Annotated in this window: 11 protein-coding genes; 4 read left to right on the top strand and 7 right to left on the bottom strand. The window is 64.5% G+C overall.

The genetic code is table 11. From position 1 onward, the window contains the following. Positions 1 to 16 precede the first annotated feature (16 nt). Positions 17 to 1,441, bottom strand: a complete 1,425-nt coding sequence (locus WMO64_RS03445; RefSeq protein WP_349231020.1) for an alanine/glycine:cation symporter family protein — start codon at positions 1,439 to 1,441, stop codon at positions 17 to 19. A 99-nt stretch (positions 1,442 to 1,540) separates the two neighbouring features. Here WMO64_RS03445 and WMO64_RS03440 point away from each other — a divergent pair, with 99 nt between their 5' ends. From WMO64_RS03440 to pflA, 4 genes are all read left to right on the top strand, one after another. Further along, on the top strand, positions 1,541 to 2,617 hold the full coding sequence (locus WMO64_RS03440) for a glycosyltransferase (RefSeq protein WP_349231019.1): 1,077 nt from the start codon (positions 1,541 to 1,543) through the stop codon (positions 2,615 to 2,617). 177 nt (positions 2,618 to 2,794) lie between these two features. Then, on the top strand, positions 2,795 to 4,894 hold the full coding sequence (pflB, locus tag WMO64_RS03435) for a formate C-acetyltransferase (RefSeq protein ID WP_435412048.1): 2,100 nt from the start codon (positions 2,795 to 2,797) through the stop codon (positions 4,892 to 4,894). Between the two features lie 40 nt (positions 4,895 to 4,934). Beyond that, positions 4,935 to 5,177, top strand: coding sequence for an autonomous glycyl radical cofactor GrcA3 (gene grcA3 / locus WMO64_RS03430; RefSeq protein ID WP_349231018.1), 243 nt, complete (start codon positions 4,935 to 4,937; stop codon positions 5,175 to 5,177). Next, positions 5,164 to 5,922 carry a pyruvate formate-lyase-activating protein gene (pflA, locus tag WMO64_RS03425; RefSeq protein WP_349231017.1) on the top strand — a complete coding sequence of 253 codons (759 nt, stop codon included), beginning with the start codon at positions 5,164 to 5,166 and terminating at the stop codon, positions 5,920 to 5,922. Before grcA3 ends, pflA begins: the two co-directional genes overlap by 14 nt. 68 nt (positions 5,923 to 5,990) lie before the next feature. On the opposite strand, the gene WMO64_RS03420 is transcribed toward pflA, so the two are convergent. From WMO64_RS03420 to WMO64_RS03395, 6 genes are all read right to left on the bottom strand, one after another. After that, positions 5,991 to 8,378, bottom strand: a complete 2,388-nt coding sequence (locus tag WMO64_RS03420) for a glycoside hydrolase family 2 protein (protein ID WP_435412047.1) — start codon at positions 8,376 to 8,378, stop codon at positions 5,991 to 5,993. 216 nt (positions 8,379 to 8,594) lie between these two features. Then, the gene (locus tag WMO64_RS03415; RefSeq protein ID WP_294519347.1) at positions 8,595 to 9,926 is read right to left on the bottom strand and encodes an ATP-binding protein; all 1,332 of its coding nucleotides are present in this window, start codon (positions 9,924 to 9,926) and stop codon (positions 8,595 to 8,597) included. Continuing rightward, positions 9,923 to 10,633 carry a LytR/AlgR family response regulator transcription factor gene (locus WMO64_RS03410; protein WP_294519344.1) on the bottom strand — a complete coding sequence of 237 codons (711 nt, stop codon included), beginning with the start codon at positions 10,631 to 10,633 and terminating at the stop codon, positions 9,923 to 9,925. The genes WMO64_RS03415 and WMO64_RS03410 overlap by 4 nt, the downstream gene beginning before the upstream one ends. A 139-nt stretch (positions 10,634 to 10,772) precedes the next feature. Beyond that, entirely contained in the window at positions 10,773 to 13,562 is a 2,790-nt protein-coding gene (locus tag WMO64_RS03405; protein WP_349231015.1) for an FAD-dependent oxidoreductase, read from the bottom strand. Between the two features lie 90 nt (positions 13,563 to 13,652). Further along, entirely contained in the window at positions 13,653 to 13,880 is a 228-nt protein-coding gene (locus tag WMO64_RS03400) for a helix-turn-helix transcriptional regulator (RefSeq protein ID WP_294519337.1), read from the bottom strand. Between the two features lie 191 nt (positions 13,881 to 14,071). Continuing rightward, positions 14,072 to 15,772 (bottom strand): M3 family oligoendopeptidase, encoded by a 1,701-nt coding sequence (locus tag WMO64_RS03395; RefSeq protein WP_349231014.1) that lies wholly within the window; start codon positions 15,770 to 15,772, stop codon positions 14,072 to 14,074. Positions 15,773 to 15,861: the final 89 nt, after the last annotated feature.

The raw sequence follows: 15,861 nt of genomic DNA, 5'->3' as shown, positions 1-15,861 counted from the left end.
AACCCGAATTCTGATTTCAGTATAGCGATTTCCCTCTGGAAATGCAAGAAAGAGCCTGTTTTCTCCCCCTTTCCCCCACCCACGTCCGCCACAGCGCCAGGGCCTCCGGCGAGAGCAGCAGGATAGCCGTCAGGTTGGGCAGGGCCATGAGGCCGTTGAAGATGTCCGCCATCTGCCACACGGCGGACATGTCCCCCGCGGCCCCCACCACGATCATCACCAGGAACACCGACCGGTAGGCCGGACGCAGCCGGTGGGAGCCGGTGAGGTACTGGAGCCCCCGCTCGCCGTAGTAACTCCAGCCCAGCAGGGAGGTGAAGGCGAAGAGCAGCAGGCACACCGCCACGAATGCCCCGCCCCATGGGCCGTACACCGTGGAAAAGGCGGCGGCGGACAGGGGCGCGCCCAGCATGGCGTCGGACACCGCGCCATTTTGGATGGCGGCCAGGGCATCCGCCGGGTGATAGACGCCGGTGGTGAGGATGACCAGGGCGGTCATGGTACACACCACCAGGGTGGCCACAAAGACCTCAAAGATGCCCCACATGCCCTGCTCGGCGGGCTCCTTCACGTCAGAGGCGGCGTGGGCCATGGCCGAGGAACCCATGCCCGCCTCGTTGGTGAACACCCCCCGGGCCACGCCGTACCGCATGGCCCGGACCATGCCGTAGCCCAGGCCGCCCCCCGCTGCCGCCGACGGGGTCAGGGCCCCGGTGACAATGGCCTCCAGCGCCCCGGGCAGAGCGGAGGCGTTGACCGCCAGCACCACCGCGCTGCCGCCGATGAACAGCAGGGCCATGGCGGGCACCAGCTTCTCGCTCACCGCGCCGATGCGGCCGATGCCCCCCAGGATGACCGCTCCGGTGAGGACTGCCGTCACCACCCCCACCGCCAGCCGGTCCCAGCCGAAGCTGTGCTCCAGCGCGGTGGCAATGGAGTTGGCCTGGACCATGTTGCCGCCCCCCAGGGAGGCCCCCACGCAGCACAGGGAGAACAGGCAGGCCAGCCCCCGGCTGCCCAGGCCGTGCTCCATATAGCACATGGGTCCCCCCTGCCAGCCCCCCTCGGGGGATGGCTCCCGGTAGCGGACGGCCAGGATCTTTTCCAGGCAGCCCGTCATCATGCTCAGAAAGGCGGACACCCACATCCAGAACACCGCCCCCGGACCGCCGTAGAAGATGGCGGTGGCCACCCCGGCGATGCTGCCCGTGCCGATGGTGGAGGCCAGGGCGGTGGACAGGGCCTGGAGCTGGGTGATGCCCCGGCCCCTCTTTTTCTTATTTCCCAGGAATACCGACCCCAGGGTGGTCCTGAGCCACAGCGGCAGCCCGAAGAGCTGGAAAAACCCCGTCCGCACCGAGCAGTATAATCCCGCCAGCAGAAACAGCCCCAGCAGCCACGGGTTCCATATAAAGTCCCCCAGCCGCTCCAGAAACGCCATGGTACCACCTCCTCTGTCCACGGGTATGCGCTCCACGGTGGAATTATGAGGGCAGCCGCATAGGATGGAGGGAGTCTGGAAAACTGGGAGGGGACGCCTGTGTGTACCATCAGCCTGTGTATGATCGTGAAGGATGAGGAGGCCGTGCTGGGCCGGTGCCTGGAGAGCGCAGCGGATCTGGTGGACGAGATCATCATTGTGGATACCGGCAGCGCCGACGGGACCAAGGACATCGTCCGGCGGTTCACGGACAAGATTTTTGACTTTTCCTGGGTGGACGACTTCGCCGCCGCCCGGAACTTCTCCTTTGACAAGGCCGGCGGCGACTACTGCATGTGGCTGGACGCGGACGACGTGATAGAGGCGCCCGACCGGGTCCGGTTCCGGGCCATGCGGGAGGCGCTGCTGCCGGAGGCCGACGTGGTCATGCTGCCCTACCACACCGCCTTTGACCCCCAGGGACAGCCCACCTTTACCTATTACCGGGAGCGGGTGGTGCGCAACGACCCCCGCTTCCGCTGGGCGGGGGCCGTCCACGAGGCCATCACCCCTGCCGGCCAAGTCCGCTGGTCCGACGCGGCGGTGAGCCACAAAAAGGAGGGTTCCGGAGACCCGGACCGCAATCTGCGCATCTACGAGGCCCAGATGGCCGCGGGCAAGGCTCTGGACCCCAGAGGACAGTTCTACTACGCCCGGGAGCTGTGGTATCACGGCCGCTTTGCCGACGCGGCGGCGGAGCTGACCGCCTTTCTGGACAGCGGGAAGGGCTGGCTGGAGAACGAGATCGACGCCTGCCGCCTGCTGTCCAAGTGCATGGCCGCCCTGGGCCGGGGGGAGGACGCCCTCGCTCCCCTGCTCCGCAGCCTGGCCCTGGACACCCCTCGGGCCGAGGTGTGCTGCGATATCGGCGGCTGGTTTTTAGCCCGGGCGCGGTGGCGGCAGGCCGCCTTCTGGTATGAGCTGGCCCTCACCCGGAAGCGGGACGACACCTCCGGCGCCTTCGTCTCCCCTGACTGCTACGGCTACCTGCCTGCCATTCAGCTGTGCGTCTGCTGGTACCACCTGGGGGACGTGGAGAAGGCCAAAGCCTTCAACGAGCTGGCCGCGTCCTTCCGCCCCGAGGACCCATCTGTCCTCCACAACCGGACATTTTTCTCTTCTTTGTCTTCTGTTTGACGTTCCTTGACAACCTCCCCCCAAAAAGGGTATACTTTTTCGGTCGAATGTCTATTTTTACAACTCGCTTTACGCTGCTCTTGACGAATCCATACCAAAATAGTATAATTAGCATAAGCTAACCATTGCGGTATTGCAATCCGCCCGGCAACCAAATCTGTACCAAAGGAGACTTCTATGGAAGAAACGCGTATCGTACCGGAGTGGGACTCCTTCACCCCCGGCGTGTGGCAGAAGGAGATCAATGTCCGGGACTTCATCCAGAAGAATTACACCCCCTATGACGGCGACGAGTCCTTCCTGGCCGGTCCCACCGAGGACACCAAGGCCCTGTGGGACCAGGTCATGGACCTGTCCCGCCAGGAGCGGGAGAAGGGCGGCGTGCTGGACATGGACACCAGCATCGTCTCCACCATCACCTCCCACGGGCCGGGCTATCTGGACAAGAGCAGAGAGAAAATCGTGGGCTTCCAGACCGACAAGCCCTTCAAGCGGGCCCTGCAGCCCTACGGCGGCATCCGCATGGCGGTGAAGGCCTGCGAGCAGAACGGCTACCATGTGGACCCCCAGATCGTGGAGTTCTTCACCAAGCACCGCAAGACCCACAACGAGGGCGTGTTCGACGCCTACACCCCCGAGATGCGGGCCTGCCGCTCCAGCCACATCATCACCGGCCTGCCCGACGCCTACGGACGGGGCCGCATCGTGGGCGACTACCGCCGCGTGGCCCTCTACGGCGTGGACCGGCTCATTGAGGACAAGCAGCACCAGAAGGACACCACCCGCATCATCATGTACTCCGGCGTCACCCGGGAGCGGGAGGAGCTGAGCGAGCAGATCAAGGCCCTCAAGGAGCTCAAGGAGCTGGGGCAGATCTACGGCTTTGACATCTCCCGGCCCGCCGCCAACGTGCAGGAGGCCATCCAGTGGCTCTACTTCGGCTACCTGGCCGCCATCAAGGAGCAGAACGGCGCGGCCATGAGCCTGGGCCGCACCTCCACCTTCCTGGACATCTACGCCCAGCGGGACCTGGCCGCCGGCACCTTCACCGAGGAGCAGATCCAGGAGTTTGTGGACCACTTCATCATGAAGCTGCGGCTGGTCAAGTTCGCCCGCACCCCCGAGTACAACGCCCTGTTCTCCGGCGACCCCACCTGGGTCACCGAGTCCATCGGCGGCATGGGCATCGACGGCCGGAGCATGGTCACCAAGATGTCCTACCGCTATCTCCACACCCTGGAGAACCTGGGCACCGCCCCCGAGCCCAACCTGACGGTGCTCTGGTCCACCCGGCTGCCTATCAACTTCAAGCGCTTCTGCGCCAAGACCTCCATCCTCTCCTCCTCCATCCAGTACGAGAACGACGACCTGATGCGGGTCACCCACGGCGACGACTACACCATCGCCTGCTGCGTGTCCAGCATGCGGGTGGGCAAGGAGATGCAGTTCTTCGGCGCCCGGGCCAACCTGGCCAAGTGCCTGCTGTACGCCATCAACGGCGGCGTGGACGAGATCTCCAAGAAGCAGGTGGGCCCCAAGTACCGGCCCATCACCAGCGAGTACCTGGACTACGACGAGGTGATTGACCGCTTCCAGGACATGATGAAGTGGCTGGCCAGCGTGTACGTCAACACCCTGAACATCATCCACTACATGCACGACAAGTACTGCTACGAGCGCATCCAGATGGCCCTCCACGACCGGAACGTGAAGCGGTGGTTCGCCACCGGCATCGCCGGGCTGTCCGTGGTGGCCGACTCCCTGTCCGCCATCAAGTACGCCAAGGTGCGCACCATCCGGGACGAAAACGGCATCGTGGTGGACTATGAGGTGGAGGGCGACTTCCCCAAGTACGGCAACGACGACGACCGGGTGGACTCCATCGCCTACAACGTGGTCCAGGGCTTTATGGACTACGTCCGGGGCAACCACACCTACCGGGGCGGCATCCCCACCACCTCCATCCTGACCATCACCTCCAACGTGGTCTACGGCAAGAACACCGGCTCCACCCCCGACGGCCGGAAGGCGGGCGAGCCCTTCGCCCCCGGCGCCAACCCTATGCACCGCCGGGACACCCACGGCGCCGTGGCCTCCCTCAGCTCAGTGTCCAAGCTGCCCTTCAAGGACGCCCAGGACGGCATCTCCAACACCTTCTCCATCATCCCCGGCGCCCTGGGCAAGGACGACCAGATCTTCTTCGACGACGCCATCACCTTTGAGATGGACCCGGACTGCGCCTGCTGCGAGCCCAACCTGAGCGACGAAGAGGAGTAAAACCGTACTTCATTCATCCCCCCGAAAGGAGCAAAGTTCCATGAACGTCACCGATTCCCAGATCGACAACCTGGTCTCCCTGCTGGACGGCTACGCCGAAAAGGGCGGCCACCATCTCAACGTCAACGTGTTCACCAAGGAGACCCTGCTGGACGCCCAGGCCCACCCGGAGAAGTACCCCCAGCTCACCGTCCGGGTGTCCGGCTACGCGGTCAACTTCCACAAGCTGACCAAGGAGCAGCAGGACGAGGTCATCGCCCGCACCTTCCATGAGAGCATGTAACACCGGCCGCATCCACTCGGTGGAGAGCTTCGGCACGGTGGACGGCCCCGGCGTCCGCTTTGTGGTGTTCTTCCAGGGCTGCCCCATGCGCTGCCTCTACTGCCACAACCCGGACACCTGGGCCACCGAGGGCGGCACCGAGATGACGGTGGACGAGCTGCTGGCCGCCTACGAGCGGAACAAGGGCTTTTACCGCCGGGGGGGCATCACCGCCACCGGCGGAGAGCCCCTGCTCCAGCTGCCCTTCCTCACTGCGCTGTTCACCGCCGCTAAAGAGCGGGGCATCCACACCTGCCTGGACACCTCGGGCATCGTGTACCGGCCTGAGCGGCAGGGGGAGTTCGACGCCCTCTTCGCCGTCACCGACCTGGTGCTGCTGGACGTGAAGCACGCCATCCCGGAGGGCCACCGCAACCTCACCGGCCACGGCCAGGCCCCGGTGCTCTCCTTCGCCCGGGCTCTGGACCGGGCAAAGGTGCCCATGGTGGTGCGCCATGTGGTGGTGCCCGGCCTCACCGACACCCCCCAGGAGCTGAAGGCCCTGGGCAGGCTCCTCGCCCCCTTCCGGAACCTGAAGGGGCTGGAGGTGCTGCCCTACCACACCATGGGCGCGGCCAAGTATGAGGCGTTGGGCATCCCCTATCTTCTCTCCGGCGTGCCCGCCATGGACAAGGACAAGGCCCGGGCCGCCCGGGACACCATCCTGGCCGAACTCCGCCAGGCCCGCAGCGAAATGCGGAAATAAACTGCACAAAGCCCGGCTTCCCAATGGGAAGCCGGGCTTTCTGTCTGTATACGGTTTCGATGCCCCGTTCAGTCTCTGTCGGCAGGGGCGGCCGTCACCTGGAAGGTCAGCTCCACCGGCTGGGTCTGGGGGGCGGTGATGCGCAGGGTGGCGGCGCCCGTCCGGCCGGTAGTCCTGATGTAGGTGCCGCACATGCCGCCATCGGAGCAGACCGTGTCCGGCCCGATGAGCTCCACAGGCCCGGACACCTCGAAGTGGACGGGCAGCTGGGCGTAGGGGGCGGTGGAGCCGTTCTCGTCCGCGATACGCACCCGGATGGCGGCGGCGTCGTAGGTGTCCCCCTCGGTGAGGGTGGCGGCGCTCACGTCGGCGCGGATGCTCAGTTTGGCGTTGGAGGACTTGGAGATCTCCGCCACCACCTCGCCGTCCTTCACCGCCTGGAAGCGGTACACCGGCGCGGAGGTGCCCCAGTTCTCAAAGTATTTGGCGTACAGCCGGGAGAAGGTGCCCGGACCGGCCAGATAGCGCACCGCCCGCAGACCGGTCTTGAGGATGTACTTGGCCGGGATTTTCACGCCGAAGCGCTGGATGGCCAGCAGGGAGTCCTTGAGGGCCTCGGCCTTGCGGTGGCTCCAGCCCTCTCCCTTCTCGATGGCGTCGCCGATGGTGTCGTTGAAGGGGATGGGCGGGTGCTTCAGGTGCTTCCAGCGCTTGCCGGTGGGGCGGTACTCGCCCAGCAGGCGGTCGTCCCGCCAGACCCGGACAAAGTCGGCGTTGGTGAAGATGTAGTTGTCCCCAATGCTGCCGGCGGGATAGTCGCCGATGTCCATCTCGGAGCCCACCGCCAGCACCGGCGCGCCGTCCCCGGCGGAGGAATACACCGCCGCGGCCAGCTTGTGGTTGCGGAACATGTCCAGCACGCCGTGGTAGCAGATGCGGTCGCCGGAGCCGAAGTCGCCGTGGGTGTAGTAGTCGGCCATGCACCAGCCGAAGCCGCCCGCCACCTCGTCCTTTCCGTAGATGGCGTCCAGCACGGTGGTGAACCGCAGGGCGTGGTCCAGACGGTTGGCGGCGGTGTCAAAGGATTTTGTAGGGTACATGTGGCCGTTGTACTCGCTGATCAGATATCCCTTCTCCTTGCCCGGGGAGATGAGCCACTTGGGCAGCAGACCGGCGTTGTTGCCGGCGTGGGAGAAGTCGTTGAAGGCGTACACGTCCTCCAGCAGGCTGCTCTTCCAGAGGTACCGCACGCCGCTGGTCTGGCGGGAGGGGTCCAGCTCATGGGCGATGGCGTTGGTGCGGGTGTAGAAGGGGTCGTCGTCCTGGGACTCGTTGATGCGCACGCCCCACAGCACAATGGAGGGGTGGTTGCGGTACTGGAGGACCATGTCCCGGGTGTTGTCACAGGCCACGTCCTTCCAGTGCTCGCCGCCGATGTGCTGCCAGCCGGGCATCTCGGTGAACACCAGCAGGCCCAGCTCGTCGCAGGCGTCCAGGAAGTGGTGGGACTGGGGGTAGTGGCTGGTGCGCACCGCGTTGCACTGGAGCTCATACTTGAGGATCTCCGCGTCGTGGCGCTGGACCGAGGCGGGCATGGCGTAGCCCACGTAGGGGTAGCTCTGGTGCCGGTTCAGGCCCCGGATCTTCAGCTTCTTCCCGTTGAGGTAGAAGCCGTCCTTCTCAAAGCGGGCGGTGCGGAAGCCGAAGCGGACCTTCTTCACGTCCAGCACAGTACCGGCGGCGTCCTTCAGGGCGGCCTCCAGGGTGTAGAGGGCGGGGCTGTCGGGGGACCAGGGCTGCGCGCCGGCCACCTGACAGGAGAAATCGCGGATGGCCTCCGCCGCCTTGGCCGCGCCGGTAAAGACGGTCCGGCCCGCGCCGTCCAGAATGGTCAGGCCCACCGTGTCCGCCAGGGCGCTGTTCTCCACCGCCAGGTCCACCAGGGCCTTGTCCAGCTCCGGGGTGCGGACGAACACGTCGGACAGGAAGGCGGGCTCCTTCACCTCCAGGTATACCTCCCGGTAGATGCCGCCGAAGGTCATATAGTCGATGACGTGGCCGAAGGGGGGCTGGTCCAGGCTCTCCCGGGTGTCCAGCTTGACGGCCACTGTGTTCTCCTTCCCGTACGCCACCAGATCGGTCAGCTCCACGGTGAAGGCGGTGTAGCCGCAGGAGTGGCTGGCCGCCTCCCTGCCGTTGACGTACACGGTGGCCTGGTGGGCCGCGCCCTCCAGGGTGAGGAAGAGGCGCTTGCCCTGCCACTGCTCCGGCACGTCAAAGGTCCGGCGGTAGCCGCACACCATCTGGTAGTCGTGCTCGTCGGCATAGTGGAGGGGGAGCATCTTGCAGGTGTGGGGCAGCCGCACCATAGTGCTCTCCCCCGCTCCGTTGAGGAACGCCTCGTCAAAGGTCTCGGTAAACGCCCAGTCGTTGTTCCACGGAATGCGTCTTGTCAAATCCATCTTCCCCTTTACTCATTCTTCTCAGCCCGGCGCTCTCTCCGGCGCTGTTTTTGCCTGCATACAGAGTAGCACAAAAAATTTTCCCAGGGACAACGTGCCCGTGAACAGTTGGTTTTCTCCCGCAAGCCGCCGCTCGAACTGCTGAAAAGCACAAAAATAAACCCGGACTTTTTGGATATTCCTCCAAGTCCGGGCTTTAGGGAGTCTCTTCTATTCACTTAATGGGAGCAGGATCCGTAGTTCGAACCACGCTCCCTTGGCGGCCACCGTGGCCGAGCCGCCGTATTTCTTTGCCGTCTGGCGGATGCTCTTCAGGCCATAGCCGTGGTTCCGGCTGTCCGCCTTGGTGGTGATGGGCAGATCGCCGTCAAATTTCAGCTCTCCCGCGTAGGTGTTCTCCAGCCGGATGTGGACAAAGCCCTTTTGCCGCGCCACCGACAGGTGAATCAGCCGCTTCTCCAGGTCCTGCACCTTCTCCACGCTCTCGATGGCGTTGTCCAGGGCGTTGCCGAACAGGGTGCACAGGTCCATCTCGTCCATGAAGTCCAGCAGCGTGCCGTCCACCACGCTGGTCAGGCTGATGTCGTGCTGCTGGCAGTAGAGGCTCTTGCTGGTGAGCACTGTGTCCAGCACCTGGTTGCCCGTCTTGTTCTGGGCCTCGTAGGCCTTGATCTCCTCCTCCATCCGGTCCAGATAGGCGTTTTTCTTCTCTGTGTCCGCCTCCGCCCGGAGTACCGCGATCTGGTGCTTCAGGTCGTGGTACTTCCGGTTGATGAGCTCGATGCTCTCCTGGCTCTGCTGGTACTGGGTGTACTGGGCCTGGAGCACGTTCTGGAGGGCGTCCACCTCCCGCCGGGCGTGGAGCTCGGAGAGCTGGACGTGGTAGCCGTGGAGGATGGCCATGCCCCCCAGGTCCACCAGGGTGCGGATGTTGAAGATCTCATAGACCCCCTGGCCGGAGAAGGGCGTGTTTTCCGTCACATAGCTCAGGTTGCTCAGGCCGTAGATGGCCGCGGCGATGGCAATGGAGGACCACATCTCCCGGGTGGTCAGCTCGGCGCTCTGGAGCGCCACATCGCTGTTCCGCCGCCGGAACTCCAGCAGATACACCAGCCCGAACACCGCCAGGTAGGTGCCCAACAGGACCGCCCACCGCATCAGGTAATTGGTGCCCTGTCCCTCTCCCGCAAAATACCAGTAGTAGCTGTACAGCTGCCACTCCAGGGAGGCGGCAAATTCCGCGATGATAAAGACCCGGACGCAGCAATAGGCCGCGTTTTTCAGGGGGATACGGCAGCACAGCGCCAAAAATCCGAACATCATCAGCACTGCGCCGATAATACAGGGCAGGAACCAGCCCACGGGCAGATTGCCCGTCAGCCCGAGGAAGACGCACAGCACCGCCAAGAAGCCCCCCGCCGCACTCCACAGCTTCACGCCGTGGAACCGTTTGGGCAGCTGGGCCACGCAGACCATACAGGCGGTCCACTCGGCCAGCGCGGTGTGGATTCGCGGGATGTTCCCCAGCAGCTCCTCGTTCATTTGCTCACCTCGCCCAGATAGTTGTTCAGGGCGTCCAGGAACGCCTTCTTTCTGGCCCGGCTCACCTGCACAATCTCCCCATGGACAACGGCACTGTCCTCCCTGATGCTGTCCACGTGCTCCAGGTTCACCAGATATCCCTTGTTGCAGCGGAAAAAGGCGCACTCCCCCAGGGTCTTTTCCGCCTCCCGCATGGTGCCGGTGGTGGTGATGAGCCCCTCGTCCGTGTGGTAGATGAGGTCGTGATCCCGCACCTCCACAAACCACAGCCGGGACACGTCCAGCTTTCTGGTGCCGCCCCGCATGCTCACCGTCAGGTACTTCCGGGCCCGGTTGCCCAGCCGCTCCAGCGCCCGGTCGATCCGCTGGGAGAAGGCGAAATAAGTCAGGGGCTTGAGCACATAGTCCAGCGCGTCCACCGCATAGCCCTTGATGGCGTACTGGGGGGAGTTGGTGATGAAGATGATGATGACCTCCGGGTCCACCTTCCGGATCTCCTCGGCGGCGGTCATCCCGTCCATAAAGCGCATCTCAATATCCATGAGGATCACGTCGTACTCGCTCCTGTAGCCCAGGGCGATCTCGTCCCCGTCGGAAAACACCGTGATCTGGAGCCGCTCTCCCCGCTCCCGCTCGTAGCGGGAGAGGAACGACCGAAGGGTCTCCACATAGCTCTCCTCGTCCTCTACCAGGGCAATCCGTATCATGGCTGACGCCTCCTCCAGTTGGTACTTTGTTCCTTTTATCATACCATTCTCCGGCCTGTTTCGCAACAATTGCCGCGCAGGCAAAGCGGGGGCCGGAGGCATAAAGCCTCCGGCCCCCGGACAGAACAGGATTTTCCGCTCAGGCGAAGAACTTGGACAGGGGCCGCTTCTCCTCCACGGCCTTGATCATGTCCGCCATCTTGGACTGGTCGCCCACCAGGATCACGCCGCACAGCCGGCCGCCGGTGAAGTAGTACCGCTCTAGATTGCCCTGGACGTCGTCCCGGATCTCCACGGTCTGATAGGCGGTGCCGGGGACCTTGCCCGGGTCGCCCAGGGAGAAGAGCTCGGTGTCCATGCCGTGGAAGGCCAGGATGGGAGAGATGGTCTTGTAGGCGGCCAGATCGCCGGTGGCGCAGGCGCCGGCCACCTTGCCCTGCTCCTGGGCCTCGGGCCAGAGGGCGAAGTTGACGCCGCCAAACTGGGCGCAGTCGCCGCAGGCGTACACGCCGGGCAGGTTGGTCTCCATGTTCTCGCCCACAACGATGGCACGGTCGGTCTCCACGCCGGCGGCCTTGGCGATGGCCGTGTTGGCCCGGACGCCGCAGGACACCACCACCAGGTCGGCGGGGATGACCTCGCCGGTGCCCAGCTTCACGCCGGTCACCTTGCCGTCGCCCTCAATGGCCGCGATCTGGACGCCGGTCTCCACCCGGACGCCCACCTTGTCGCACTGCTTGAGCAGCAGCTGTGCCGCCGCGTCGTCCAGCTGGCGGCCCATGAGCTGGGGCGCCAGCTCCAGCACGGTCACCTCGCACTTGGCCTTGCGCAGCTCCCAGGCCGCCTCCAGGCCCAGCACGCCGCCGCCGATGACCACGGCCCGCTTCAGGGCGCTGCCCATGGCCTGGATCTTCTCCACGTCGGCCACCCGGCGGATGGCCACCACGCCGGCCTGGTCATGGCCGGGGATGGGCGGGATGAAGCACTCGCTGCCCAGGGCAAAGATAAGCTTGGTGTAGGGCAGGGCGTCGCCGCCGTCCAGGGTGACGGTCTTTTTCCCGGTATCCACGGAAACGACCTGACGGTTCAGGATCTGCACGATGTTGTTGGCCTCGTACCAGCCGGCGGGATGGAGGGCCATCTGCTCCTCGGTCAGGCCGGAGAGCATGGCCTTGGTGAGCATGGGCCGCTGGTAGGCGGGGCCCTCGTTGGAGATGAGCAGGATGCGGCCGGCCTTGTCCCGCTCCCGGATGGCCTCCGCCGCGCTGACGCCGGCGCAGCCGTTGCCCAGGATGACGTAGCTGTTCTGGGTGTCGTTGCGGAAGGTGGTCTTCTCCTCCTCCACCTCCACGAACTTGTCCCGGCCCACGCCGCACACCGGGCAGGTGTCCAGGGAGGCGTCGAAAATCTCGCCGCACACCAGGCACTTCACCAGCTTGCGGCCGCCCTTGGCGGGGGCGGCGGCCTTCTGCTCATCCAGCTTCACGTAGTGCTCGGGGCCCACGCCGCACACCGGGCAGCGCTCCTTGGAGCCGTCGAACACGGCGCCGCAGATCTTGCAGCGCACCTTCTCCCCGGCCTTGGGAGCGGCGGGGGCGGCCTCCTGGTCCAGGGGCACAAAGAACTCGGGGCCCACCTTGCACACGGGGCAGACATCCATGCCCTCGTCGAACACGGCGCCGCACACCTTGCACTTCACCTTCCGGGCAGGGGCCCGCTTGACGGGCGTCTGGTTGTCCAGCAGGGTGCGACCGAAGTTCTGGCCGAACTCCCTGGCCTGCTCCATCTGCCCCTCGCTGGGCTTGAACCGGACCCGGAAGGGCTCCACGGTCTTCATCTTCAGCTGCTTGAGCCGCTCCATGATGTGGGGCACGCCCTCGCCGCTCCAGCCGTAGCTGCCGAAGGCGCTGGCCAGCTTGCCGCCGTGGGTGGTGGCGAACATGCCGGTGGTCAGGTCCCAGATGGGCTTGAGGGCCTCGCCCACAATGGTGGGCGTGCCCAGCAGGAAGCCGTCGGCGTACAGCAGCTCCTCGGCCACCTTGGCCGCGTCGGCCTCCACCATGTCATAGGTGCGCACGTCGATGTCGCCGCTCTCCTTGACGCCCTGGGCGATGGCCTGGGCCAGCTTGCCGGTGTAGCCGTAGGCGCTGACGTAGGGGATGATGACAGTGGTCCTGGGGTTGGGGTTGATGACGGTGGACCACTCCTCGTAGGTGTCCAGCATCCAGGGGATGTTGCAGTCCAGCACCGGGCCGTGGCCGGGGCAGATCATGTCCAGCTCCAGCTGGCGCACCCGCTTGAGGGCGGCGAGCATAAAGCGCTTGTAGGGCCCGATGATGCAGTCAAAGTAGTACTTGGTGGCCCGGAGATAGCCCTCCCGGTCGGTGACCTTGCTGGCCACCACCTCGTCCATGGCGTAGTGGGAGCCGAAGGAGTCGCAGGTGACCAGGGTCTTGTCCTCCCGGATGTAGGTGTACATGGTGTCGGGCCAGTGGAGGTTGGGGACCACGATGAACTCCAGGGTCTTGCCGTCCAGCTCCAGGGTCTGGCCGTCCTTGATGGCGATGGAGTAGAAGTCCTTGTTGACGATCTCCTTCAGGAACCCCAGGGCGCAGCCGGTGGCCACGATCTTCAGGCGGGGGTTCAGGTCCAGCAGCCGCTCGATGCTGCCCGAGTGGTCGGGCTCGGTGTGGCTCACCACCAGGTAGTCCACCTCTTCGATGGGGGTGATCTCCCCCACCTTCCGCAGCCAGTCGTCGCAGCACTTGGCCTTGGCGGTCTCAAAGAGCACGGTGTGCTTGCCGGTCTTGAGGACATAGGAGTTGTAGGTGGTGCCGAACTCGGTGTACATGATGATGTCGAACACCCGCAGGTCGTGGTCAATGGCGCCGGTGAAATAGAATCCCTTTTTCAGCTCAAACGCTTCCATGTTTCATCGTCCTTTCTCTTGCCCCGGTGCGGGGCGCATGTTTTCTGTGTCTCAGTGCTTCCGCACACAATTGTCTCATGGCTGGGGCGGTTATATCCGGAAGGCAAACAGCTTCTCCGGCGGCACCTCCAGGGCGTCGCAGATGGCAAAGACCACGTCCAGGGATACGGCGCAGTCGGCGGTCTCGATCCGGCTCATATGGGTGCGGCTGACGTTGATCCGCTCGGCCAGACGGCTCTGGGAGATCCCCCGCTCCTTCCGGTAGTAGGCGATGTTCAGTCCCAGATACTTGTATTTTTGGAGCTGTTCCTTCCGCATGATATCACCCTGTATAGTATACTTTTCCGCTATGATTTAGGCCACAACGTGAAAGTGTAATTTTGAAACATATAAAGTTGCAAAATTAGTGTATTACAGAACTGACAAAACCGCAAGCCGATTTTGAGTCGGGAGATAGAGCGCGCCCGCCGCGGGGACTGCGGCGGGCGCGTCGGCTCAGATCGATTGTCTCAGGCCAGGGTGGCGGGGTCCACCTGCTCCAGCCACCGGAGGGCGGCGGCGGAGACGGTGCGCAGGGCGTCGTCCCCGAAGGGGGTGTCCAGCCCGGCGGAGGCCACCAGCTCGGTGAAGGTGCGGGTGCCCGCCAGCTTCACCAGGCCCAGGTACTTCTTCCAGGCGCCGGCCCGGTCGGCCTGCATCAGGTTCCAGAACTCCAGGGCCACCGTCTGGGCCAGGCAGTAGTCGATATAGTAGAAGGGCCGCTCGTAGATGTGGCTCTGGCGCTGCCAGCCCTTGGCGTCGCCGTAGAAGGGGATCTCACCCAGCTTCATCCAGGGCATGTAGACCCCCAGCAGTTCCTTCCACACCTCGTGGCGCTGGGCGGGGGTCATGTCCGGGTTCTCGTACACGATGTGCTGGAAGTGGTCCACCATGGTGCCGTAGGGGATGAAGGTGATGGCGTCGGACAGGTGCTTGTAGCGGAACTTGTCCGCCTGGGGCCCGAAGAACTTCTCCGACCAGGGCCAGGCGAAGAACTCCATGGACATGGAGTGGATCTCGCAGGACTCATAGGTGGGGCTGTGGTTCTCCATGGGCACCATGTCCCGGGCCACATAGGCGGCGAAGGCGTGGCCCGCCTCGTGGGTCATGACCTCCACGTCGCCCTGGGTGCCGTTGAAGTTGGCGAAGATAAAGGGGCTGTGGTAGTCGGGAATATCGGTGCAGTAGCCGCCGCCTGCCTTGCCGGTGCGGGAGAGCACGTCCAGCAGCTCCCCGTCCATCATGAAGTCGATGAACTCCGCCGTCTCAGGGGACAGGTCGTGGTAGAATCCCACGCCCTGGGCCAGGATGTCGTCGGGGCCGCCCTGGGGCACCGCGTTGCCGCCCCGGTAGAAGAGGGCGGCGTCGGCAAAGTTCAGGGGGTACTCCTTGCCCAGCCGCTTGGCCTGGGCCTTCACCACCTGCTCCGCCGCAGGCACCAGGTACTTCACCACGGCGGAGCGGAACTTCTCCACGTCCTCCTTGGTGTAGCTGTTGCGGCTCATGCGGTAGTAGCCCAGCTCCACGTAGTTGTCGTAGCCCATCTCCCGGGCCTGGCGGGTACGGACCTGGACCAGCTCGTCATAGAGAGCGTCCAGCTCCTTGCCGTGCTCCAGGTAGAAGTTGCCCTCCGCCTCCCAGGCGGCCCGGCGGCGGTCGTCGTCCGGGTCCTGCTTGAAGGGGGTCAGCTGGGACAGGGTGTACACGCCGCCCTCAAAGGGAATCTGGGCGGAGGCGATGAGCTTTGCATAGTCCAGCGTCAGGGCGTTCTCCCGCTGCATCTGGGGCACGATGGAGGGGATGAAGGTCTTGAGTTCCATCTCCATGTTCTTCAGGAACAGCCCGCCGTACTCCGCCTCAAAGTCCGGCCGGAAGGGAGATGCCAGCAGAACCTTCTGGAACTCCTGCTGCACCTCCCGCAGGAGGGGCAGGTGCTCGGCCATGAAGCGGGCCTCCTCGTCGTAGTAGGCGTCCCGGGTGTCGATGGTGTGTCGGACATAGGCCAGGGTGTCCGCAGTATAGAGATGGCTCTGCAGCTCCTGCATCTTCAGGAAGGCGTCCTTGGCCTCCTCATAGGACTTCGCCCCTTTCAGCGCTTCTGTGCAGGCGCTGATCTCGGCCTTGGCGGCCTCCAGGTCGGGCCGGGTGTAGGTCATATCGGAAAATTTCATTTTCTTACGCTCCTTTCCGTCAGCCCCTCCCCTGCTCTGGGCGGGAGAGGGTCCAGATTCCATATTAGGGCACAACCGCGCCTTTGGCA

The organism is Pseudoflavonifractor intestinihominis (genome assembly GCF_040096055.1).
GTDB classification, from domain to species: domain Bacteria; phylum Bacillota; class Clostridia; order Oscillospirales; family Oscillospiraceae; genus Pseudoflavonifractor; species Pseudoflavonifractor intestinihominis.
The sequence above is the reverse complement of the archived record's forward strand: the minus strand, read 5'-3'. Positions and strand labels throughout refer to the sequence as shown.